Source organism: Salinicola rhizosphaerae (genome assembly GCF_014652715.1).
GTDB lineage: Bacteria > Pseudomonadota > Gammaproteobacteria > Pseudomonadales > Halomonadaceae > Salinicola > Salinicola rhizosphaerae.
The window spans coordinates 544,529-566,434 of record NZ_BMZI01000003.1; the positions used below are offsets into that span (position 1 = coordinate 544,529).

The 21,906-nt window shown below is 60.1% G+C and carries 19 protein-coding genes and 1 pseudogene; 7 read left to right on the plus strand and 13 right to left on the minus strand.

Annotated elements, in window-relative coordinates:
• Window positions 1-31: 31 nt before the first annotated feature.
• Complete coding sequence (gene pgm, locus IE125_RS08705) at window positions 32-1,696, minus strand: phosphoglucomutase (alpha-D-glucose-1,6-bisphosphate-dependent) (RefSeq protein WP_189444237.1); 1,665 nt, start codon at window positions 1,694-1,696, stop codon at window positions 32-34.
• A 170-nt stretch (window positions 1,697-1,866) separates the two neighbouring features.
• Window positions 1,867-2,463 carry a TetR/AcrR family transcriptional regulator gene (locus IE125_RS08710; RefSeq protein WP_189444238.1) on the minus strand — a complete coding sequence of 199 codons (597 nt, stop codon included), beginning with the start codon at window positions 2,461-2,463 and terminating at the stop codon, window positions 1,867-1,869.
• Between the two features lie 154 nt (window positions 2,464-2,617).
• Here IE125_RS08710 and IE125_RS08715 point away from each other — a divergent pair, with 154 nt between their 5' ends.
• The 3 genes from IE125_RS08715 to IE125_RS08725 are packed head-to-tail and all read left to right on the plus strand — an operon-like array spanning window position 2,618 to window position 5,180.
• Entirely contained in the window at window positions 2,618-3,802 is a 1,185-nt protein-coding gene (locus IE125_RS08715; protein ID WP_189444239.1) for an MFS transporter, read from the plus strand.
• Window positions 3,803-3,842: 40 nt separating this feature from the next.
• Complete coding sequence (locus IE125_RS08720) at window positions 3,843-4,163, plus strand: thioredoxin family protein (RefSeq protein ID WP_189444240.1); 321 nt, start codon at window positions 3,843-3,845, stop codon at window positions 4,161-4,163.
• A gap of 18 nt (window positions 4,164-4,181) precedes the next feature.
• Entirely contained in the window at window positions 4,182-5,180 is a 999-nt protein-coding gene (locus tag IE125_RS08725) for an FAD-dependent oxidoreductase (protein WP_189444241.1), read from the plus strand.
• A 233-nt stretch (window positions 5,181-5,413) separates the two neighbouring features.
• On the opposite strand, the gene IE125_RS08730 is transcribed toward IE125_RS08725, so the two are convergent.
• Window positions 5,414-5,848, minus strand: coding sequence for an OsmC family protein (locus IE125_RS08730; RefSeq protein WP_189444242.1), 435 nt, complete (start codon window positions 5,846-5,848; stop codon window positions 5,414-5,416).
• 275 nt (window positions 5,849-6,123) lie between these two features.
• Between IE125_RS08730 and IE125_RS08735 the strand changes: the two genes are divergently transcribed.
• Window positions 6,124-6,615, plus strand: coding sequence for a DUF2938 family protein (locus IE125_RS08735; protein ID WP_189444243.1), 492 nt, complete (start codon window positions 6,124-6,126; stop codon window positions 6,613-6,615).
• Window positions 6,616-6,671: 56 nt separating this feature from the next.
• On the opposite strand, the gene IE125_RS08740 is transcribed toward IE125_RS08735, so the two are convergent.
• The gene (locus tag IE125_RS08740; protein ID WP_189444244.1) at window positions 6,672-7,928 is read right to left on the minus strand and encodes an MFS transporter; all 1,257 of its coding nucleotides are present in this window, start codon (window positions 7,926-7,928) and stop codon (window positions 6,672-6,674) included.
• 110 nt (window positions 7,929-8,038) lie between these two features.
• Here IE125_RS08740 and IE125_RS08745 point away from each other — a divergent pair, with 110 nt between their 5' ends.
• Entirely contained in the window at window positions 8,039-9,034 is a 996-nt protein-coding gene (locus IE125_RS08745) for an AraC family transcriptional regulator (protein WP_189444245.1), read from the plus strand.
• A 16-nt stretch (window positions 9,035-9,050) separates the two neighbouring features.
• On the opposite strand, the gene IE125_RS08750 is transcribed toward IE125_RS08745, so the two are convergent.
• Window positions 9,051-10,358: an MFS transporter gene (locus IE125_RS08750; protein ID WP_189444246.1), complete on the minus strand. Its 1,308-nt coding sequence runs from the start codon at window positions 10,356-10,358 to the stop codon at window positions 9,051-9,053.
• Window positions 10,359-10,794: 436 nt separating this feature from the next.
• Here IE125_RS08750 and IE125_RS08755 point away from each other — a divergent pair, with 436 nt between their 5' ends.
• Window positions 10,795-11,853: a LacI family DNA-binding transcriptional regulator gene (locus tag IE125_RS08755; RefSeq protein WP_189444247.1), complete on the plus strand. Its 1,059-nt coding sequence runs from the start codon at window positions 10,795-10,797 to the stop codon at window positions 11,851-11,853.
• Here the strand turns inward: IE125_RS08755 and IE125_RS08760 are convergent.
• From IE125_RS08760 to IE125_RS08790, 7 genes are all read right to left on the minus strand, one after another.
• Window positions 11,847-13,034: a mandelate racemase/muconate lactonizing enzyme family protein gene (locus IE125_RS08760; protein WP_189444248.1), complete on the minus strand. Its 1,188-nt coding sequence runs from the start codon at window positions 13,032-13,034 to the stop codon at window positions 11,847-11,849. The genes IE125_RS08755 and IE125_RS08760 overlap by 7 nt on opposite strands.
• A gap of 21 nt (window positions 13,035-13,055) precedes the next feature.
• Window positions 13,056-14,342, minus strand: coding sequence for a 2-hydroxycarboxylate transporter family protein (locus IE125_RS08765; protein ID WP_189444249.1), 1,287 nt, complete (start codon window positions 14,340-14,342; stop codon window positions 13,056-13,058).
• Window positions 14,343-14,716: 374 nt separating this feature from the next.
• Entirely contained in the window at window positions 14,717-15,028 is a 312-nt protein-coding gene (locus IE125_RS08770; protein ID WP_189444250.1) for an antibiotic biosynthesis monooxygenase family protein, read from the minus strand.
• A complete protein-coding gene (locus tag IE125_RS08775; RefSeq protein ID WP_229809010.1) occupies window positions 15,025-16,053 on the minus strand; it encodes a GlxA family transcriptional regulator in 1,029 nt (342 codons plus the stop codon). Before IE125_RS08775 ends, IE125_RS08770 begins: the two co-directional genes overlap by 4 nt.
• A complete protein-coding gene (locus IE125_RS08780; protein WP_189444252.1) occupies window positions 16,037-16,597 on the minus strand; it encodes an isochorismatase family protein in 561 nt (186 codons plus the stop codon). Before IE125_RS08780 ends, IE125_RS08775 begins: the two co-directional genes overlap by 17 nt.
• Before the next feature lie 499 nt (window positions 16,598-17,096).
• On the minus strand, window positions 17,097-18,533 hold the full coding sequence (locus tag IE125_RS08785; protein WP_189444253.1) for an amidase: 1,437 nt from the start codon (window positions 18,531-18,533) through the stop codon (window positions 17,097-17,099).
• Window positions 18,530-19,855, minus strand: a complete 1,326-nt coding sequence (locus tag IE125_RS08790) for a Zn-dependent hydrolase (RefSeq protein WP_189444254.1) — start codon at window positions 19,853-19,855, stop codon at window positions 18,530-18,532. Before IE125_RS08790 ends, IE125_RS08785 begins: the two co-directional genes overlap by 4 nt.
• A 328-nt stretch (window positions 19,856-20,183) precedes the next feature.
• Between IE125_RS08790 and IE125_RS08795 the strand changes: the two are divergent.
• Window positions 20,184-21,201: pseudogene (locus IE125_RS08795) on the plus strand (IS3 family transposase).
• Between the two features lie 490 nt (window positions 21,202-21,691).
• On the opposite strand, the gene IE125_RS19430 reads toward IE125_RS08795, so the two are convergent.
• A partial coding sequence (locus IE125_RS19430) for a hypothetical protein (protein ID WP_194523949.1) occupies window positions 21,692-21,906 on the minus strand: 215 nt, incomplete at its 5' end.

Genomic DNA, 21,906 nt, shown 5'->3' on the forward strand with positions numbered 1-21,906 from the left:
CTTTCCAGCCAGACTTTTGAGCCAATTCGGTTCAGCCAGCCAGCACCGAATCGACCAGCGCCTTGGCTTCTTCCTGGATGCGCTTGAGGTGGGCTTCGCCTTCGAAGCTTTCGGCATAGATCTTGTAGACGTCCTCGGTACCGGAGGGGCGCGCAGCGAACCAGCCGGCGTCGGTCACGACCTTGAGACCGCCGATGGCCGCGCCGTTGCCGGGCGCCTCGGTCAGCTTGCGGGTGATCGGATGGCCCGCCAGCGTCTTGGCAGTGACCTGTTCAGGCGAGAGCGCTTTGAGTTTGGCCTTCTGCTCGCGATTGGCCGGCGCATCGACGCGTTCATAGACCGGCGAACCGAAACGTTCCGTCAGCGCTTGATAGCGCTCGCCCGGGTCCTTGCCGGTGACGGCGGTGATCTCGGCAGCCAGCAGGCCAAGAATGATACCGTCCTTGTCGGTCGACCACGGCTTGCCGTCGAGGGTCAGGAACGACGCGCCAGCGGACTCTTCTCCGCCGAAGCCGAGGCTACCGTCGATCAGGCCATCGACGAACCACTTGAAGCCGACCGGCACCTCGATCACCTTGCGGCCAATGCCTTCGGCGACATAATCGATCATCGACGAGGAGACCAGCGTCTTGCCGATCGCGGCCGTTTCGCTCCAGTTCGGGCGATGGGTAAACAGATATTCGATGGCGACGGCGAGGTAATGGTTGGGGTTCAACAGCCCCGTGGAGCGGGCGACGATGCCGTGACGGTCGTGGTCGGTATCGCAGGCAAAGGAGACGTCGAAGCGATCCTTGTTCTCGATCAGCCCCGCCATCGCATGGGGAGAGGAGCAATCCATACGAATCTTGCCGTCCCAGTCGACGCGCATGAAACGGAACGTCGGGTCGACGGTGGTCGAGATCACCTCCAGCGGCAGGTCGTACTTCTTGGCGATTCGCGGCCAGTAGTGCACGCCCGCGCCACCCAGCGGGTCGACGCCGAAGGTGAGTCCGGAAGCGCGAATCGCCGCCATGTCGATGACCTTGTCGAGGCCGCCGACGTAGCTATCGACGAAATCGAAACGCTGGGTGGTAGGCGCCTCGAGCGCTTCGGCGTAAGTCACGCGCTTGACGTTGGCGAGACCGTCGGCCAAGTGCGCATTGGCGCGATCCTGAATCCAGCCGGTAACGCTGGTATCGGCGGGACCACCGTTGGTGGGGTTGTACTTGAATCCACCGTCTGCCGGCGGGTTATGGGACGGCGTGATCACGATACCATCGGCCAGTCCGCTCGTACGCCCCTGGTTGTATACCAGAATGGCGTTGGAGATCGCCGGCGTCGGCGTGTATCCGACCTCACCCTCGGTCTCTTCACAGCCGGCATCGATGCGGGTCTCGACGCCGTTGGCCGCAAGCACTTCCAGCGCCGAGACGAATGCCGGCTCGGAAAGTGCGTGTGTATCCATCCCGATATAGAGCGGTCCATCGATGCCCTGCGCCTCGCGGTATTCGCAAATCGCCTGGGTCGTCGCCAGAATGTGCCACTCGTTGAAGCTCGTCTTCAACGACGAGCCGCGGTGGCCGGATGTGCCGAACGCCACCTGCTGACCGGGGTCGCTCGGGTCGGGGCGCTCGCTGTAATAGCGCGAGACCAGCCGCGGCAGATTGGCGAGCGTGTTCTCTTCGGGCAAGCGTCCTGCTTGGGGGGAGATACCCATCGTCGTGTCCTTCCTAGGCTGATGGTCGATAGATCGATTGATAGCAGACCATCATCGACCGCCCGGAGGCAAGATGCACCGCCGGCGGCCGATTGCCGAATTTTCTCCTCTTTCGGGCACGCGACTCACAAGCTCCGTTGCCAGACGACGACGGTGAGCGCATGGAGCGTTCAGCGATCCAGGATCGACAGCAGCTGATCGGCCGAGCGCAGCAGTGCCTCACGCGAGATTCCGTCTCGCGACTGAACGGCGAGCCCCTTGAGAAAGGAGTCCAGCGTCAGCGTGAAGGCCTCGGCGGAGCCATCATCGGCGAGCTCCCCATTCGCCACGCCTCTGGCGAGACAGTCGGCGATGGCATCACGATTGACCTTCCTGGCGTTACGCGCCAACTCCGCGACATCGGCGTTGTCATCATCGCAGACGATGCCTGACAGCACCGCCATGCAGCCCAGCGGTGAATCTCTCGAAGTCTGAATCTCGATGGAGCGCCACAGCATCACCCGAAGTGCCTCCCGCGCCGACAGCGACTCGTCCCGCAGCGTCGCGACGAGCTCTCCGCAGGTGCCCATGTACTCCGCCAGACACTCCTCGTACAGCGCCTTCTTGGAACCGAAGGCCGCGTAGAAACTGGCCGAGGAGAGCCCGCCCAGCGTGCTTTTGAGATCCGAGAGAGACGTACTCTCGAACCCTTTCGCCCAGAAAAGATTCATCGCCTGCCGAACGGCGCTTTCCCGATCGAACTCTCTGGGTCTTCCGGTTCTGGCCATTTTCGCCCTCCCGATGGGTGTTGCTCACCGCGCTTGACACATTAACAGACTATTCATTCCACAATTCGTTGACAAGGGGATACGGCTTCTGCTCAAATTCCGGATCATTCATTCCATAAATCACTAACTTCCCTTTCGGGGTCCGGAACAGACAATGCCCATTTCTCTCTATGCACTGGCCGCAGCCGCCTTTGCCATCGGCATGGCCGAGTTCGTGGTCGTGGGCATTCTGCCCGCTATCGCGACCGACATGCAGATCGATATCCCTACTGCTGGCCAGCTGGTCAGCCTTTACGCGCTGGGCGTAGCCATCGCGGCACCGATCATCACACCGTTGACCAGTCGAATCGACCGGCGTCTGCTCGCCTGCGGTTTGATGGTTCTTTTCGTGGCCGCGAACTGGCTCGCCTGGCAGGCACAGAGCTACCCGATGCTGCTGGTAGGCCGTGTACTGGCCGGCGTGGTTCAGGGTGTCTTCTACTCCATGGCGACCGTGGTCGCGGCCAACTCCGTACCCAAGGAAAAATCCGGTGCGGCGATCGGCATCATGTTCACGGGCTTGACCGTGGCGCTCGTGGCCGGTGTACCGCTCGGTACCTTCCTGACCGATCTGTTCGACTGGCGCGCAGCCTTTCTGTTCATCACGGTACTCGGCGCACTGTCGATCATCGCCCTGTGGGTCTTCCTGCCGAAGAAGGTCGAGCGCCCTGAGCCGGCCAGCCTGATCGAGCAGCTCAGCATCGTCACCGTCCCCAAGATGCTGCTGGTCTTCCTGATTACCGGCATCGGCTATGGTGGCGCCTTCATCGCCTACACCTATCTCTCCGAGATACTGCAGAAGGTGACCGGCTTCTCGGTTTCCGGTGTCGGCACCGTGCTGATCTTCTACGGCATCGCCGTCACGCTGGGTAATACCTTCTTCGCCCGACTCGCGGACAAGAGAGGCGCCATTGCCGCTCTGCTCTGGATCCTCGGTCTTCTCATCTTCGCCATGGCGGTTCTCAGCCTCGTCGCGGTCAACAAGGTGCTCATGGTGCCGGTCGTGATGCTGTGGGGCGCCGTCGCCTTCGGCAGCATTCCCGTCCTGCAGCTCTACGTGGTGCAGCAGGCTGAAATCCACGCCCCCAAATCGGTCGACGCTTCCTCGAGCATCAATATCGGCGCCTTCAACGGCGGTATCGCCGCCGGCGCCTGGATTGGCGGGATCGTCGTCGAACACTTTGGCCTGATGGCCACCGGTCCCGCGGCCGCCATCGTTGTCGGTGTCAGCATCCTGCTGACCCTGGTGAGCGGTGCCTGGGACAAGAAGCACGCTAAATCGCTGGCAGCCGCGGCGTAACGGCGAATCTCTGTCAATCGACCCAATCAGGAGTCTGATAATGAGCGATCAAGTCAAATCGATCACCGAAAATCAGTATGACAGCACGCTGAATGAATCCGATGTGGTGCTGGTCCGCTTCTGGGCGCCGTGGTGCCCGCCCTGCATGATGATGCAGCCGATGTACAAGAAGGCGGCGAAGGACATTGGCGACAAGGCGCTACTGTCTGAAATGAATCTGGATCACAGCCCGAACATCGCGCGCAAGCTTGGCATCCGCAGCATCCCGACCGTTGTCGCGTTCAAGAACGGCGAAGAGGTCCAGCGCCATACGGGGCTTTTGAACGAGCGCAGCCTCGTGGATCTCGTTAACTCGATCTGACCCTGTGGGAGTTACACGATGAGCCATAGCAACGTCATCGTGCTCGGGTCCGGCCCGGCCGGCTGCACGGCGGCAGTCTATGCCGCCAGGGCCAACCTGAAGCCGACGCTGATCACCGGCAGTACGATGGGCGGCCAGCTAACCACGACCCAGGACGTGGATAACTGGCCCGGTGAAGGCAGCGGCATTCTCGGGCCCGAGCTGATGGAGCGGATGCGCCAGCACGCTGAAAACGTCGGCACGACGATCCTGATGGATCACATCGAGTCGGTGGATCTCGGCAAGCGCCCTTTCACGCTGAAAGGCAACGAAACCTACACCTGTGACGCACTGATCATCGCGACCGGTGCCACGGCGCTATACCTCGGACTGGAGTCCGAGGGCCGCTTCATGGGACAAGGCGTCTCGGCCTGCGCTACCTGTGACGGTTTCTTCCATAAGGGAAACCACGTCGTGGTCGTGGGCGGCGGCAATACGGCGGTGGAGGAAGCACTCTATCTTGCCAATCTTGCCTCCCACGTCACGCTGGTCCATCGCAGAGGCAAGCTTCGGGCAGAAGCCGCACTGCAGGATCGGTTGCTGGAAAAGGTGAAAGAAGGCGTGATCAGTGTTCGCTGGAATCACACGGTTTCCGAAGTGCTCGGCGATGAGACCGGTGTGACCGGTGTGACCGGTGTGACCGGTGTGACCGGTGTGACCGGTGTGACCGGTGTCATGATCGAGGATGCCGAGACTGGTGCCCTGACGCGCCTGGCCATTTCCGGATTGTTCGTGGCCATCGGCCACAAACCCAACACCGAAATTTTTGCCGATTCCCTGAAACTTCGAGATGGCTATATCATCGTCAACTCGGGGCTGGATGGAAATTCGACAGAGACCTCAGTGCCCGGAGTCTTCGCTGCAGGCGATGTCGCCGATGCCGTCTATCGCCAGGCCATCACCTCGGCCGGCAGCGGTTGCATGGCAGCGCTGGATGCCGAGAAGTTTCTCAGCGAGCAGGAGAGTCGAACCGGATAAGATAGTTCATCACCCCGGCACGATTCCAAACGGGCAAGTGGAGCATGACCACTCGCCCGTTTTTTCGTTTTCACTGACAAAAATTGAGTTCTTTCAAAGACGTCTTTCTACCGATTCTCATGATTTGATATAACATTACCCTGAATAAAACTGACGTCATCGCGAATACATCGATAAAAAAATGGCCTGCTTTTCAGCAGGCCATTTTCATTGCGGCGTTACCGGAAATCGAATCAGGCTTTAGTGACGACCGGCTTCACATTCACTTCTACGCCAGCCTTGCGGGCCAGGTTGCCGACGACACAGTTTTCGTCTGCCTTGATGACGACTTCTTTCGTCTTTTCGACTTCTTCGTCACTCGCAGCACTTTCGAGCACGACATTGGCAGTATGCGTGATGACGAAGTCATCACCGTCGATATCGGCCTGGGTATCTACCGAAAGCTGCTGAAGCGGCAGCTTCTTGCCGCCGACCATCGCCGTCAGCGTCGAGATGAAGCACGCCGCCGTCGAGGCTGTGTAAAGCTCTTTCGGGTTGCTACCTTTACCAGGGCCGCCATACTCCGCCGGGATGCTGATATCGGTGGAAAATTCCTTACCGACGATCTTGCCACCACCCTTGAACCCATCTTTCCAGCTAAGTTCGAGATTGATCGTAGACGCAGCCATATTACCTCCTCCACAAAATTTGCGATAAATTGGCAAAGCTTTATGAGACGAATTTCAGTACAAGCTTGCCTCGTACTCACTGGTACGGAGTCTGCCCCGCATAATTACAGACTATTCGATCCATAATTAAGCGTCAAGCGCACATCCGTGAAGTCATAGCGCTTCAGGCGTGATAATATCTGGCCGTTTCGATCATGGCCTTGGCAGGTGGTGAGACTGTAAAGTCCGCTTATCTGGCTGCCGAGGTTTCAGAAGCTCGTCGCGAAGGAGGCGTCATGGATGGAGTCGTAATTTTCATACTGGTCGTCGGCGTCGGTTCAACGATCGTTCTCGACCTTTGGGCATGGCTCGTAGCAAAAACCACGGGCATGGCGGGCACCGATTGGGGTGTAGTTGGCCGCTGGTTGCTCGATATTCCCAAAGGACGTCTGGTGCTAGACAGTCATCCCGATCGGTCGGCTCCAGGCGGTCGCGAAAAGACCGTCGGCTGGCTCTTCCACTATCTCGTCGGCCTGGCCTACGCAATGCTCATACTGCTGGTCTGGGGCGTGGACTATATCGCCGATCCACAGGTCATGCCGGTGTTCTGGGTCGGAGTCGTGATCAGCTCGCTGGCCGGTTTGCTCATCCTGATGCCAGGACTCGGCGGCGGCGTTCTGGGGCGCAAACTACCCAACCAGGCGGTGATTATCGTCTACGTCATCATCGCCCATATCGCGTTTGCTGCCGGTCAGTACGCCTTTGCCAATCTGGTGGCTTCTTTTTAAAAACCGCCCCGAAGGAGAGAGACGTCGGGCCCCCATACGGATACCCGACGAGTCCGTCAATGACCATCCGCGGCTCCCGCGCACGCATCCATGGACGACGGCGCCCGGGTTCGCACGCCTACCATGACCAGCGCCGCCCCCGCCAGCAGCAGCGTGCCGGCCGTCGCGCAGACGCCGAGAACGCCACCAACGCCGAAGACCACGCCGCCGATGGCGGCACCCAGCGCGATCGCAAGCTGGATCGAGGCCACGATCAGTCCGCCACCGCTCTCGGCTTCATCCGGTACCACGCGAGTGATCCAGGTCGACCAAGCCACCGGCACTGCGCCGAAGGCAAAGCCCCAGAGCGCCACCATCAGCGCATCGCTGCCGACGGCGATACCGCCCAGGGACGAGAGCAGCCAGCCCATGACGCCCATCATCAACGGCATGGAAAGTAGCGTCAGACGCAGGCTGCGCTCGAGCAGATAACCCGCCACGAGCGTGCCGACGAAGTTCGCCACGCCGAAGGCCAGCAGCGTCGAGGAGATGCCGTTGATCCCCATGCCGGAGACGGTCTCGAGGAACGGCCGCACGTAGGTAAAGAAAGCGAAATGGCCGCAGAACACCAGCACGATGGCCAGGATGCCGACACCGATACCCGGCCGCTGCACGACCTTCACCAATGTGCTGAGTGGTGTCGGGCGCTCGGGCGTCATCTTCGGCAGCGTCGCGGCCTGAAACAGCAGCGTCACCACGGAGAGCGCCGTGGTCAACAGAAAGACATTGCGCCAACCGAACAGATCGCCAAGATAGCTGCCGAGCGCTGCAGCACTGATCGTCGCGATCGGCACACCGGTGAAGATCAGCGACAGCGCTCGCGGCACGTCGTGCTCGGGTACCAGACGCATCACGGTCGCCGCCGACAGTGCCCAGAACCCACCCAGCGCGATCCCCAGCAGCACGCGCCCTGCCAGCAACCAGATCAGATTCGGCGCAAACGCCACCAGCAGGTTGGCCGCGATCATCAGCACCGAAAAGCCCAGCAGCACATGGCGCCGATCGAGACGCTGAGTGACCGCAGTGACCAAAAGCCCGGTCAGCATCGCGAGAATGGCGGTAGCCGTCACCGCCTGTCCCGCCTGGCCTTCGCTGATGGCCAGCGAGTCGGCCATTGGCGTCAGCAGGCTGGCGGGCAAAAACTCCGCCATCACCAGGCTGAATACACCAAGTGTCAAAGCGAAAACCGCACTCCAGGCTGCCTTGAGGGGTGGCGAGCCGGGCGCGGGGGAAGCCGATGCCGCCGACGCGGCACGAGAGTCTTGAGTCGCCATCGCGAATCTTCCTGTAGAGACCATGATTGGCGCTTAGACTAAAGTCGCGCGGCCGGTTAATCTATCATCATTACTCTCGAATCTTTGACCGATACTCCGAGATTGTTCTCATGACACCGACTTCTGTATCGTCTTCTGTATCGTCAGGGCCCGCGTTACCCCACAACGCCCGCGCCAGTGAATGGATCAACGAGCTGCTTCTCGGGATGCGCCTTTCCGGGCTGAACTATCGCTGTCTCCAGATCGCCCCGCCCTTCGGTATTCACTTCGACAACGGTAACCGTTGTGCCCAGTTCCATTTCATCACCCAGGGCCCGGTATTGCTGAAAAACGGCAGCGAGGCGCAATGGCTGCAGACCGGCGATGCAGTGCTACTCCCGCGCGGCGGAGACCACCACCTGCTATCTTCCAGCGATGTCGAAAGTCGCGATGTCGAGCAGATCGATGCAGTCCCGCTCTGCGACAGCATCAGCCAGGTGGACACCTGCTCGGACGCCAGCGAAAAGCGCGATGCCGTCAGACTCTTCAGCGGCTGCATGCAGTTCGACCTCGGTGGCATGCATCCGCTGATCGCGATGATGCCCGCGGTCATGCATGTGGGCACGCTGCTCTCCCGCTACCCCGAGATGCTGCCGATGCTGGAGGCGATGGCACGTGAGTCGAGATTGGAGCGCGCCGGCGCGGCCGGCATTCTCTCGCGCCTGGCCGACGTCGTCGCCGCCAGCATCGTGCGCGGCTGGGTGGAGTGCGGCTGCGGCGATATCGGCGGCTGGGTCGAGGCGCTGCGTGACCCCCGCCTCGGCAAGGTGATCGCGGCGATCCACCATGCCCCCGGCCATGACTGGACGGTGACCGAGATGGCCGCAATCACGGGCAGCTCGCGCTCCGTGTTCGCCGAACGATTCCGTGCCGCGCTGGGCACTTCTCCACTGGGTTACGTGACGCAACTGCGCATGCGTCTGGCCAATCAGTGGATCGGCGAGAAGGGACTTTCCATCGAACAGGTCGCCGAACGACTCGGCTACGGCTCCCAGGCCGCGTTCTCACGCGCCTTCAAGCGCGAGACCGGGCAAACACCGGGAGCGGCGAGGCGGGCTCTACCCTGATTCTGGTCGCGTCCCTTCACGCCGACTCGGTACTCTCCACGTCTCCGGACAGCGCCAGTTCCAGTTGACCGAAATCCTGAGTCGCTTCTTCCGCCCAGGCGGTGCCGAGCGGCGCGGTCTCCGAGGGGGTCATCACGTAGTGCCCCTGCTCTTCGGAGTCGCGTGTTGGGTGGACGCGGATGCAGTAGAGCCCAAACGCGACCATGACTACGTGCATGATAGCCAGATCCCACAGAAATCCGTTCGGCCCCAACCACTCCATCAGCAGGCCAGCGCTGGCCGGGCCGAGAATAGCGCCGATGCCCAGTGCCAGCACGAGGCTCGCGCTTGCGGCGACCGTCTGCTGGTCCGTCAGAAAGTCGTTGGCGCAGGCGAGAAAGATCGAATAGAGCGTCAGCGTCGTCGCGCCCAGTAGTGCACCAAGTGTGGTCAGCGCAGCCGGCGACCAGCCGCTCGATATCGCGCCCAAAAGCGCCAGCACCACAGCAAGCAGTGCCACAGTGACGATCACCCATTGACGATCGACGCGATCAGAGAGCTTGCCCAGCGGCCACTGTACGACGGCGCCGCCGAAGATGAACGCCCCCATGAAGATCGACACCTCGCCCACATCAAGACCGCTATCGCTGGCGAACACCGCCCCCATGCCGAATACCGCTCCATTGGTGACACCGGTCATGAAGCAGCCCACCGTACCCAGCGGCGAGAGCCGATAGAGAGCGCGCAGGCCCATTGATTCGGTCTGTGTGATCTCCGGCTGCGGCGTATAGCTGATCAAGATCGGCACTAGCGCCAGCGACACGAGAATCGATACCAGCAGGAACAGCGCCATGCCATCCGGGTCGGCACTGCCCAGCAGCAACTGACCGCCGCCCATACCGAGATAGCTGATGACCATGTAGATCGCGAGCAGGCGTCCACGCAGGCGATTGCTGGCATAGCCGTTCAACCAGCTCTCGGCAACGACATAGAGGCCGGCATAGGCGAAGCCGGTGACAAAGCGCATGGCCGACCATACGAGCGGATCGACGAAGAGAGCATGAATCAGGATCGCCACCGAAGTGATCGACGCCAACGCGGCGAAAACCCGTACGTGGCCAACCTCTCTGAGCTTGCGTGGCGTCAGCACGGAGCCGGCAAGAAAACCGACGAAATATGCCGACATCACCAGACCGGTCACGGTATTGCCGAAATCGGCCGCCGAGGCGCGCACACCGAGCAGTGACCCCTGCAGGCCATTGCCCATCATCAAAAGGCCGACGCCCAGCAGAAGCGTCCAGAGACTGTAGGCGGCAGAGAGCGTCGTCGGTCGGGCGGCGGTCATGGGAAAGATTCCGGGTCCAATGTCGGTTTAGCGGTCCAGCATAGCCGCGCGCGACAACGCGGCGATACCCGATCGTGACCTTACCGCTTGTCTTTTGCGCCACCGAAGTCAACTGAGCAGTAAACGATGGCGCATGAATCGAAAAAGGAGCGTGTTGACGCGGCAGGCCTTCTCGCGCCTTTAAACGCGAGACGGGGCAAACACCGGGAGCGGCGAGGCGGGTGGAATGATCGCTCGCGTCGCTCCGGACGTCAGAACACCCAAGAAAGACCCTTACATCGTTTACCGGTATCGGCCCGGGCGGCGCTGGGTGATGACACTACTGTGTCGATTAAAAGCCCCTGGATATCGACGGCTCAACTCAATTGCTTTGACCCTTCGCTTATCGCCTAGCAGTATTGATAAGACTGGGTAACAGGCCATGAGGCAACGAAACTTGAAAAAGGAGCGCCCCTACACGATTCGCGACGTCGCCAAGGCCGCCGGCGTCGGCATGGGCACAGTGTCACGGGTAATCAATGATAGCGGTTACGTGGGGGAAGAGACGAGAGCGCGAGTAAAGGCAGCGATCGAGTCTCTGGCCTTCAAGCCAAATTTTATCGCCAGTGGGATGAGGTCCAACCGTCTGCGCAGCATCGGTGTCATTGTTAGCGATATCACGAATCCCATGTTCGCGGCCATCGTGCAGAAGGCTCAGCAGATTCTACTCGACAACGAGTATCAACTCTTCCTCGGTGTCACCAATAATGACCCCGAACTGGAAACCCAATTGTTCCGAACGCTAGAACATCAAGGTGTCAGCGGGATCATGGCGACTCTGAATGACGACTCAGAACCCGCGACCGCGACCCTCATCGAGAGCTTGAAGGTGCCGGTGGTACTACTGAATCGCGCCTTGCTCCATGGTCGAGCGACCGTAGTCGCCAACGACCAGGAACCTGGGTGCGCTGAGGCGATCGACTCTCTCGTCTCGTACGGACATCAACGGATCGGCCTGCTAATCACCGATGAAACAACGCTGCCCGGACGAGAGCGCCGCCAGGCGTTGTCAGCGGCTTTAGCTCGTCACCGGCTCGCACTATCACTCGAGCTTACTCAGGAAGTTCGACACGACGTGCAAAGTGGTTATGAGGCGATGGCAAGGCTGATGGCACAAGAAGCTCCGCCGAGTGCAGTCATCGTGGCCAGCAATCGAGCACTCATCGGGGCGCTGGACTATCTACGTCAGCATCAACTGCACTATCCCAACGACCTGTCGATCATTGGTTTCGACGAAACCGACGTCACGCGTCTTCTCTCGCCAGGTATCACCATCGTCAATCGTGATTTCGAGGCCTTGACGACGACGGCCGTGAACCTTCTCTTGCAGAAGATCCACCAACCTAACAACGAAGCCCACATCGTCCGCCAACCGACCTGGCTAGAACAGCGTGAGTCAGTTGCTCGGGTGGCAGAAACCCGGTACCTGCTGCCGACCCGTTCAACGCCTCACTGATCCACGACTGATCCGTCGACATGAAGTCGAGTGTTCACCTCTCGGCGCCGGTAGGGAAAGCGCTCGGCAATATCCTTCACGAGCGCCGTTCCTAGCCCCGCTTTCTCGGGTGCAGCGATGAAGCCCGATTCGGCCCGCGGCACGTAGGTCACCATATCGCGCTGGGTAAAGGTGCTTCGTGCCACCGCGCTGCTACTGGTATAGCGTTCCGTTGCGGAAACCGTGTCATGATCTGGCAGTTCCATGACCGCGAAATTGTCTACCGCAACCGAGAGATGCAAACACGCCATAGTACTGACCGGGCTTAGCGGGTTGTGTGGCACAATTGCCACCCCATGGGCTTCGGCGATCGCCGCGATCTTGCGCGCTCCTGTGATACCGCCACACACACACACGCTGGTTCTGGCGTAAGTCATGGCATTACGCGACAACAGCATCTGAAACTCTTGAGGCGTGTGAATACGCTCTCCCGTGGCGATGGGAACACTTGTTTTGCTAGCCACGAGCCCCATTGCGTCGAAATTATCCGGAGGAATGGGGTCTTCCAGAAACATCGGGCGATGAGGCTCTACCGCTTGGGCGAACGCAACCGCTTCACCCGGCTTCATTCGTCGATGCAATTCAAGGCAGAGGTCTACCTCGTCACCTACCGCTTCACGCAGTTGGCCGACTCTGTCCGCCGCCTCGTTGATCATCTGTGCATAGGGCATGAAATAGGCTTGGCTACGCGGCTCATCCAGGAAAGGTGACAGGTGACCTACAGCGGTATATCCCTGTGCCTTGGCCTTCATACACTCATCGATCAACGCTTCGGTGGTCTCCCCGCTGACATGATAATAGGTACGCACCTTATGTCTTGAAGCTCCCCCAAGCAGCGTGTGGATCGGCGCGTCGAACCACTGCCCGGCGATATCCCATAGCGCGATGTCCACAGCGCTGATCGCACCCATGATCGCCGCCCCACGAAAGTGGAACGAGCGATAGAGGTACTGCCAGTGATGCTCTATCATCAGCGGGTTCTTACCGAGCAAGTACTGCTTAAACGTTTCCATGACTTCGGCAGAAGCATCTAAAAACCCCCACGCGCCCGACTCGCCAATGCCGACAAACCCTTCATCGGTCGTAATCTGGATATAAAGAAACCGGTTAGCTGGCACGATATTTATATCGGTAATTTTCATCTTGTCTCTCACCATCATTAATTAAAAAAGCAGAAAACCAGCGATCAGCAGTATGAGTGCGCCACCTAAGCGAGAGGAGATCTGGGCGAACGGCATCAATTGCATGCGATTCGCCGCCGACAGCACCGCGACGTCGCCGGTGCCTCCCATGTTGGCCATGCAGAGACCAGCAGTAATAGCTGCCTCTATCGGATAGAACCCGACGAGCTTCCCTACCAGACCGGCGCCCACAGCAGCTCCAACGACGACACCCAAAATGATCAAAACGTAGCTCAAGCTCAGGGTGCCCAAAACAGCACCAATATCCGTGTAAACGATCCCGATACCAGTCAGAATAACGATAACGAAATTACGAATGCAGAAGTCGTACCACTGCCGGGCACTTTCGACGACAACTTGGGGAACGATATTGGTTATTTTGATAATCGCGACCGAAAGAATCATCAGTGCGTAAGGGTGAATGGGAATAAAGATATTAAGAATATAACCCAGGGCCAGAAAGCCACAAGATATCACCAACCCGGCACCCATTTTCCCAACATCGAGCGGTGACCGCTCTTCCGGTTCATGTTCAAAATTCTTGAGTATCTGACCGTCACCCGATAATCCGGGAAAACGTTTACCCAACAAGTTGAGAATACTGGCGACGATGAGAGCGAACACATTCCCTAATGCCAAGGCGGGTACCAGGATCGAGATATAGTACGCCGGATCATTGCCGAGCGCCGACGCATACATTTGCGACATCGGCACGGCCCCTGCACCCATGCCGCCACCCATGATCGGCAGTGCGATGACCATAACCGCTTCGCGCAGATCGAATCCAACGACCGTCGCCGTGGCAATTGCCAGCAACGCCGCCCCAGCCACTGCCGCTATCAGTGGCAATATATAACGCACTCCTGCATAGACGAGAACGCGAGAATTAATTCCCAAAATACTGCCCGTAATTAACCCAGCGATGACGAAATTGAGAAATCCGCCGCCCACCATGAAACCTTTGACAGTATCCAGAGTTGCCTCAGGGATCATCCCAAAGTAGACCAATATCGCAGGTATGAATATGGCAAGGATGGCACCGCCACCGAAGAAAGACCGGATGATGGGCATCCTGTCTCCGACCCAACCGAGGATGGACCCCAGCGATATCAAAAACATCAGGCTGCCCACGATACCGCCAGGCAGCGTATCGGTATAAGAGGCAATCGCGGTTACAAGAAAAAGCATCCCGAAACAGACAACAGGCATGCTGTACAGCGAAAAATCAGAAAACACCTGGCGATTATCTGATCGATTATTTGTCGACATGGTGCCCCCTCGAGGACAGTCGTGAGCCAATGACGTTACGCATTTTTCGCTTTAATTCCTCCAAGCACTCGAAGAAACAGCAGAAATGGAAACGTTTCCACATAAAGCTAATTCAACCTGACAGGGAAGTTCAACCGACAATGCCATGAGGGACGGGGTGGCAAACAATCGGTAAAAGCAATGATCGATAGGAATGGGGAAGGCAAAATCCGTAAAAAACAGTCATTTCGGTCTTATGACTCGATAACCATACAAGGCTTCGGTTTGACCAAAGCTACGACCAATGTCTATGCCGAGAAACACCCGGGACTAGAAATACGCCGCTGCTTGGGTTGCCTTCTGAGCAGGTCGGTTCGCATCAGGGAGGATGGCCGCTACGGCCCGTACTCTCGCTCGACACGCGCGATCCTCGTCCGATAAGACGCGTACCATTGCTCTCTGCCTAACCGTTGGGCCTGCCTATGGTCGAGTTGTGCTTTCCAGGCGCGGATGGCCTCCAGACTGGCCCAATAGGAGACAGTGATGCCCACGCCTTCTCGCGCCGACTCCATGCCCAAAAAGCCGCTTTGCTGCGATGCCAGCTCGACCATGTGTTCGGCCATCTCCGCGTAGCCCGCGGTATCGTCGCTCAACAGCGAAGTGAAGATCACAGCGTAGTAAGGCGGATGCGGCGTTTCAGTGATCACGGTATCCGCGCGCTCCGTTCGATACCGGCAGGTTGGCTAGTATCGCTGCGCCGCCGCCAGGCCGCGGGCGATTCGGTTTCGAAGCGTTGCCAGACGCGTCGCAGCTGCCGCGCATCGCCGAAGCCCGACGCTTGTGCGATCCGGTCGAGCCCCCAGTCGGTGTCGCACATCATCTGGCGGGCGAGCTGGAGACGCTGGCGGGTGAGGTAGTCGAGTATCGAAATACCGGTCAGCGCTCGAAAACGCCGACGCAGATGACGCTCGCTCATGGCCGCCTGCTCGGCCATCCGGCTCATGCTCCAGAACTCGCCCGGGGCGGCAGCCAGTGCGTCCTGCAGGCGGTGGATGCGATCATCGACGTGATTGCGCCCCTCGAGCCAGATGCCCAGCTGTGGCTCCTGCCCGCTGCGCCGCCAGTAGAGGACTAGCTCGCGCGCGACCTGCTGTGCCAGTCGATGTCCCTGCGTCCGGGTCACCCAGTGCAGCATCGTGTCGATGCCAGTCGAAATCCCGGCACTGGTCAGGCAGCGCCCGTCCTCGACGAAAATGCAGTCCCCACGCACCCTTGCCTTCGGTGCTACATGACGCAATTCGTCAAGCAGTGCATGGTGCGTGGTACAGCGCCGGCCATCGAGCAGGCCGGCCTCGCCAAGCAGCAGTGCCCCCGAACAGATCGCCATCAGCGCCGCGCTGGCATTTGCCTGGTCACGCAGCCAGGCCAGGCAGGCGCGTCGCGATTCGGCGTCGCAAGAGGCCCGGTCCTGACCGGGGATGACCAGAAGGTCCAGCGGCAGCGCCTCCGCGGGCAGCGGTTCGATGCCCGAGAGCGTCAGCGGCCCCAGCCAGGCGAGGCTGTTTCTGGGGCCGAGATAGCGAATCTGGATCGGCGCACCGAACTTGGCCGCGGTCGCCAGCACTTCCAGTGGCCCGGCCAGATCCAGCGGTACCTGCCCGGGCAGCATCAGCACGCCCACATTCAGACAGTCGCCAGCAGCCGCGCCAGTCCTCTCAACGGCGGTTCCCAAGCCACTCCCCTTCCAGTGTATCGACATCGACGATGCGCGCGAAGCGATCCTCGAGCACCAGCTCGGTACGGGCGCGAATCTCGTCGGCCTCCCAGACACGGCCAGCGCGGCGCATGGGGAAAGTCAATGTTGCCTCGCTGACGAAATCGACACCGAACCCGAGATCCGCCGCGACTCGTGCGGTCGTCTCGCAGCACTGCTCCGTTCGAATGCCGCTGATCACCACTCGCTGGATACCGGCAAAGTGCAGCCAGCGCTGAAGTCCTGTGTCGGTAAAGGCGTTATGAGCGCGCTTGCCGAACGTCGCAGCCGCTGAATCTTCGAACCCTGCCATTGGTCGGACAAGGCCCGAGGCCGGATCGAAAGGCGTGGCGCTGCCAGGCTCTTCATGCAGGATACGAACCATCGGAATCTGGGCCTCAGCAGCAAGATCCAGCAGACGGCGCTGATACGGACGCCAGATTTCGGCCAGTGACTCGACCCAGTAGTTCCGGGCGGGAAACGAGGCCTGTACATCGATCATCAGCAGCGCAGTCTTGGTCATGGCGGTCATCCTCTCGAGCTGGAAACGAGAGGCTAGCGTAAGGCGCTCGCGAGACTCCCACGAGACCGATGAGCACACATTACCGGACATATCCGGACCAATGACATCGGCAGATGACAGCCCAAGTCGATGCCGAGATCGTGCAGATGTTACACGATGCTCGCGCTTACAATGCCTACCCTATGTATTTCGCACGTGATGTGCGGTTCTTCCTTCGCGAGCAGAGCTAGCTCCTACAACAGCGACTCTTCCTTTCGCTTGCGATGCTCGCTTCTACAAAACCTTTGGCCAGGCTTTGCGATGTTGGCATGGCCTACCGTGCCAATGTGGGAGCGAGCTTGCTCCTACAACAGCGACTCTTCCTTTCGCTTGCGATATGCGCTTCTGCCTTCGCTAGCAGAGCTAGCTCCTACAAAACCTTTGGCCAGGCTTTGCGATGTTGGCATGGCCTACCGTGCCAATGTGGGAGCGAGCTTGCTCGCGAATGCCGATATTACCCTCAAGCCGTAGCAAGCCTTTCGAGTGACGCCACTGAGTGACGCTCACCGAACCCGAGCTGCTGCTCGAGCCGCTGAGCGACGGCCATCACGATATCGTCGCGGTAACGCGGGCCGACCAGATGCAGACCGACGGGCAGACCCTTGTCATCGAGCCCGCAGGGCAACGAGGCGGCGGGCTGCTGGGTCAGGTTGAACGGGTAGCTGAACGGCGTCCAATCGACCCAATCGACGTAGTCGCTGGCGGGCGGCGTCTCGTGACCGGCCGCGAACGGCGCAAGTGGTAGCGTCGGCGTCACCAGCAGATCGAACTCACGGTGAAATTCGGCCATTCGCGCGGCGAGTCTGGATCGCTGCTCGCGAGCGATCAGATACTCGGTGAGCGAGAGCGACTGGCCGTGTTCGGCGATCCGCCGAAGGCCCGGGTCAAGCGCATCGATCTGGGCATTCGTCAAGCCATCGAGCAAGCGTGAGGCGCCAGCGTGCCAGAGCGTATCGAAGGTGGCTTTGGGAGAGGCGAAACCAGGATCGCACTCGATGACCTCGGCACCGAGTTCACCCAGCAGCGACACTGCGGCATCGACCGCGCGAAGGATATCCGGGGCCACCGAGACATAGCCGAGGTCGCGGCTATAGGCGATGCGCACACCGCGAAGATCGGCCGGTGGCGTCGCCAGCCAGTCGATCTCGCAGCGCGGCCCGGCGTAGCCGTCACGCGGATCGGGCTGCGCGACGACCGAGAGCATCAGCGCGCTGTCAGCCGCGGTGCGGGTCATCGGCCCTAGGTGAGAGAGCGTGGTCATGGCGCTGGCTGGCCACTGCGGGATGAAGCCGAATGTGGGTTTGATCCCGAACGTGCCGGTGAAGCCGCACGGAATGCGGATCGAGCCGCCGGCATCGCTGCCCTGATGCAGCATGCCGAGGTTGAGTGCCGCCGCCGCGCCAGCACCGCCGGAAGAGCCACCGGCGGTCAGCGCGAGGTTCCACGGGTTACGCGTCACGCCGTAGAGCGGATTGTCGGTCACGCCCTTCCAGCCGAACTCCGGCGTCGTGGTCTTGCCCAGCAGTACCGCACCCGCCTTGCGCATCTGTGCCGTAAAGGGTGCGTCGATCTCCCAGGGGCCGTCGGACGGTGTGGTCGTCGAGCCCTTGCGGGTCGGCATGCCGGCAGTCAGCGTGAGATCCTTGATCGTACTGGGCACGCCATCCAGCGGTCCCATCGGATTCTTGCGCTGCCAGCGAGCCTCGGACGCCCGTGCGGCCGCCATCGCGCCCTCGGCGTCGACATGGCAGAACGCGTTGACCCGCGGATTGAAACGCTCGATTCGATCCAGACAGTCTGCCGCCAGCTCGACTGGCGACAACGCCCCGCTCGCATAAAGTGCCAACGCCTCGTGCGCCGAAAGATCGGCCAGCCGTGTCGCGCCTGTCGCGCTCATGCGCCCTCCTCCGTGCTGGAGACGCCGGCCAATTCGAGCGCGGCGCGAAGCAGCACGTTGGCACCGGCGGAAACGTCCTCGGGCGTGGCGTACTCGGCCTCGTTGTGGCTGATGCCCTTCTCGCAGGGAATGAAAATCATCGCCGCCGGCGCCACATCGCTGACGAAGACGGCGTCGTGACCGGCGCCGCTGACAATGTCACGATGCGAGTAACCCTGCGCTGTCGCGCCACGCCGGACAGCGTCGATGCAGGTGGTGTCGAAATGCTGCGGCGGATAGTCGGCGGTGATCCGAGACCCGATCTCGAGTCCTGATTCGGCAGCGATGGCCTCCAGTCCGCGTTCGAAGGCGGCGACCATCGCCGCCAGTTCGCGGCCCTCGCTGTGACGGAAATCGACGCTCAAGCTCACCTCGCCGGGAATCACGTTGCGCGAATTCGGCGAGACCTGAAAGGCGCCAACGGTGCCACGGCCGTCGGGTTGGTGCGCCTGCGCGATGCACTCGACTGTCTCGACGATCCGCGTCGCGCCGAGCAGCGCATTATGTCTCAGATGCATCGGCGTCGAGCCCGAGTGCGCCGCCATGCCGGTCACGGTCACGTCGAACCACTTGAGCCCCAACGCGCCGGTGACCACGCCGATGGTCTTACCCTCGTCCTCGAGGATCGGCCCCTGCTCGATATGGGCTTCGAGATAGCCGGCAAAGCGACGCGGGCAGTCCGCATCGACGCCGACATAGCCGATCGCCTCCAGCGCCTCGCCCGCCGTCACGCCTTTCGTATCGGTGCGCGAGTGCGCGTCCGCCAGCGTCAACTTGCCGGTGAAGACGCCGGATCCCATCATGCAGGGCGAGAATCGGCAGCCCTCTTCGTTGGTCCACGCCACCAGCTCCAGCGGTCGCGCGGTCCGGATGTTGCTGTCATTGAGCGTCTGAATCACCTCGAGCGCGGCCAGCGTGCCGAAGCAGCCGTCGAACTTGCCCCCGGTGGGCTGGGTATCGATATGGCTGCCGATCACGATGGGGTCGGCGCTGTCATCGGCTCCGGTGCGGCGGGCAAAGAGATTGCCGATGGCATCGAAGCGCACGCTCAGCCCCTGGGCTTCACACCAGCGAGTCAGCAACTCGCGCCCCTGTCGGTCGAGTTCGGTCAGCGCCTGGCGATCGCAGCCGCCTTTCGGCGTCGCGCCAATCTCGGCGAGCGCCATCAGCCTCCGCCACAGGCGGTCGCCGTCGACGGTGACGCTGGCGGCTAGCGCAGCACCCGAGGACGTTGTCTGTGTCGCCCCCGTCTCGGTCGTGGAAGTCTCGTTAACGGTGCCCATCGACGCCTTGTCCTTATCGTTGTCCTTGTGTGGTCGTTTCTGGCGTTATCGCCGTGATCGCAGCCGTCATCTGTCTCGGCTGCCGCCCCGGGATCGCCAAGTACACTTGCACTTTTATTCGTTACTCGGCTTTCGATCCGGCGTCAAACTTGCCAGCAACCCCACACCGGATTTGTGCTGTCTCGCCATGACTTCTAGATTTCCACTGCCAGCTTTCGACTGCGAGGCCCAATGATGGCGCCGGAGACCGAAAGATCATCATGTAGTGGTTCACTGAAACCGGACACCCATTTAGGTGGTATCGTCGCCACCAAAGCAGAGGTGATCCATGGCCAGACAACGTCGTTCATTCTCCACCGAGTTCAAGCGTGAAGCCGCCAGGCTCGTACTTGAGCAGGGCTACTCCGTGGCTCAAGCCGCTCGCGCCGTCGATGTCGGCGTGACGCCTCTGAGACGCTGGATCGATCAGCTACGCGCGGAGCGCGGTGGTGTTACGCCTAAATCAAAAGCATTGACGCCCGAGCAGCAGCGAATCCAGGAGCTCGAGAGTCGGATCAATCGGCTGGAACGGGAGAAAGCGATACTAAAAAAGGCTACCGCTCTCTTGAAGTTGCGGGCGACAGTCTCTGAGCTGTTCAACCAAAGCCGGCGTTCCGCGGGCAGCCGGACGATAATGCTGCAGATGCGGGAATCGGGGCTCGATGTGGGACGCTTCAAGATCCGGCGTCTGATGCAGGAGATGGGACTGACCTGCCAGCAACCACGACCACCGGCCTATCGGCGAGCACCGGTCGAGCGGCCCGGCATTCCCAACCGCCTGAATCGTCAATTTACTGTCGATGTGCCCAACCGGATGCGGTGTGGCGATATCACCTACGTCTGGGCACAAAATCGTTGGCACTATCTGGCTGTCGTTCTGGATCTTTATGCGCGGCGTGTCGTCGGATGGGCTATGTCCGGTCGTCCCGATGCGGCCTTGGTCATCAAGGCGCTGGACAGGGCCTTCGAGCAGCGAGGCAGGCCGGCGGGGGCTGCCGTTTCATTCGGATCAAGGTGGCCAGTATGCGAGCCGGGCCTTCCGGCAGCGGCTGTGGCGCTATCGGATACAGCAGAGCATGAGCCGTCGAGGTAATTGCTGGGATAACGCCCCAATGGAGCGACTGTTCCGCAGCTACAAGAGCGAAAGGATGCCATCGACCGGCTATCTATCAGCGCAAGAGGCATTACGAGATATCAGCTTCTATCTGGTGGAGCGCTACAACCGGCAACAGCCGCATCAGTACAACGGCGGCATGTCGCCCGCACGAACGGAAGAAATGCTCAGTTCACTGTCCGGGATTAGTTGACCACTACACCTAGCCATTATGAAATAATCTCACATACGCGTTATTTAATATATCTCTAGACACGTTAGGATTATCTCCAAGCGTTTATATAAAGCCTCGGAGTACATCGATAAACACTCTTTTAGAGTGACATTTCAGTCTTCAGCCCAAGAAAACGCGCATCGTCGGATTATTTCACAGTGACCTTCCCCAGGCTCTGTCTGAAAAGTACCTGCGCTCGACAATACGGCGTTAAAAATTGGCCCAGAATACTCATTTACACCCTGTAAACTCCGTTTTTTCGCCAATTTCTGCCTTGTCTTATCTTCGCTCGCCGATTTTCAGACGGTGCCCGCGGTGCCTAGACCGCTATCTCATCTGTTCCTTATTCATAAAGGCAAGAATACCCGCGAGGGAAGTCAGAACAACGACTATTACAGCAATAACTGCAATTGCCCCAGCAGTACCCAATACACGAACCAGTGGCCAAGAGGCGGCAATAGATCCACCACTAACTGCATAGCCAACGGTATTGAGAATTGCGTATGCTCCGCGTAGTTTTGGCAATGGTGTAATGCGACGAACCAAGGTCAGCCCCACCAATTGACCCAAGCCCTGAGAAGCACCACTCAACGTAGCAGACGCAAACAAGGCTGTTGGTGAGTCGACATTGATTCCCAACACCAAGATGATTGCGCCTAAACCACCCGCAAAGAGCGCAACAGA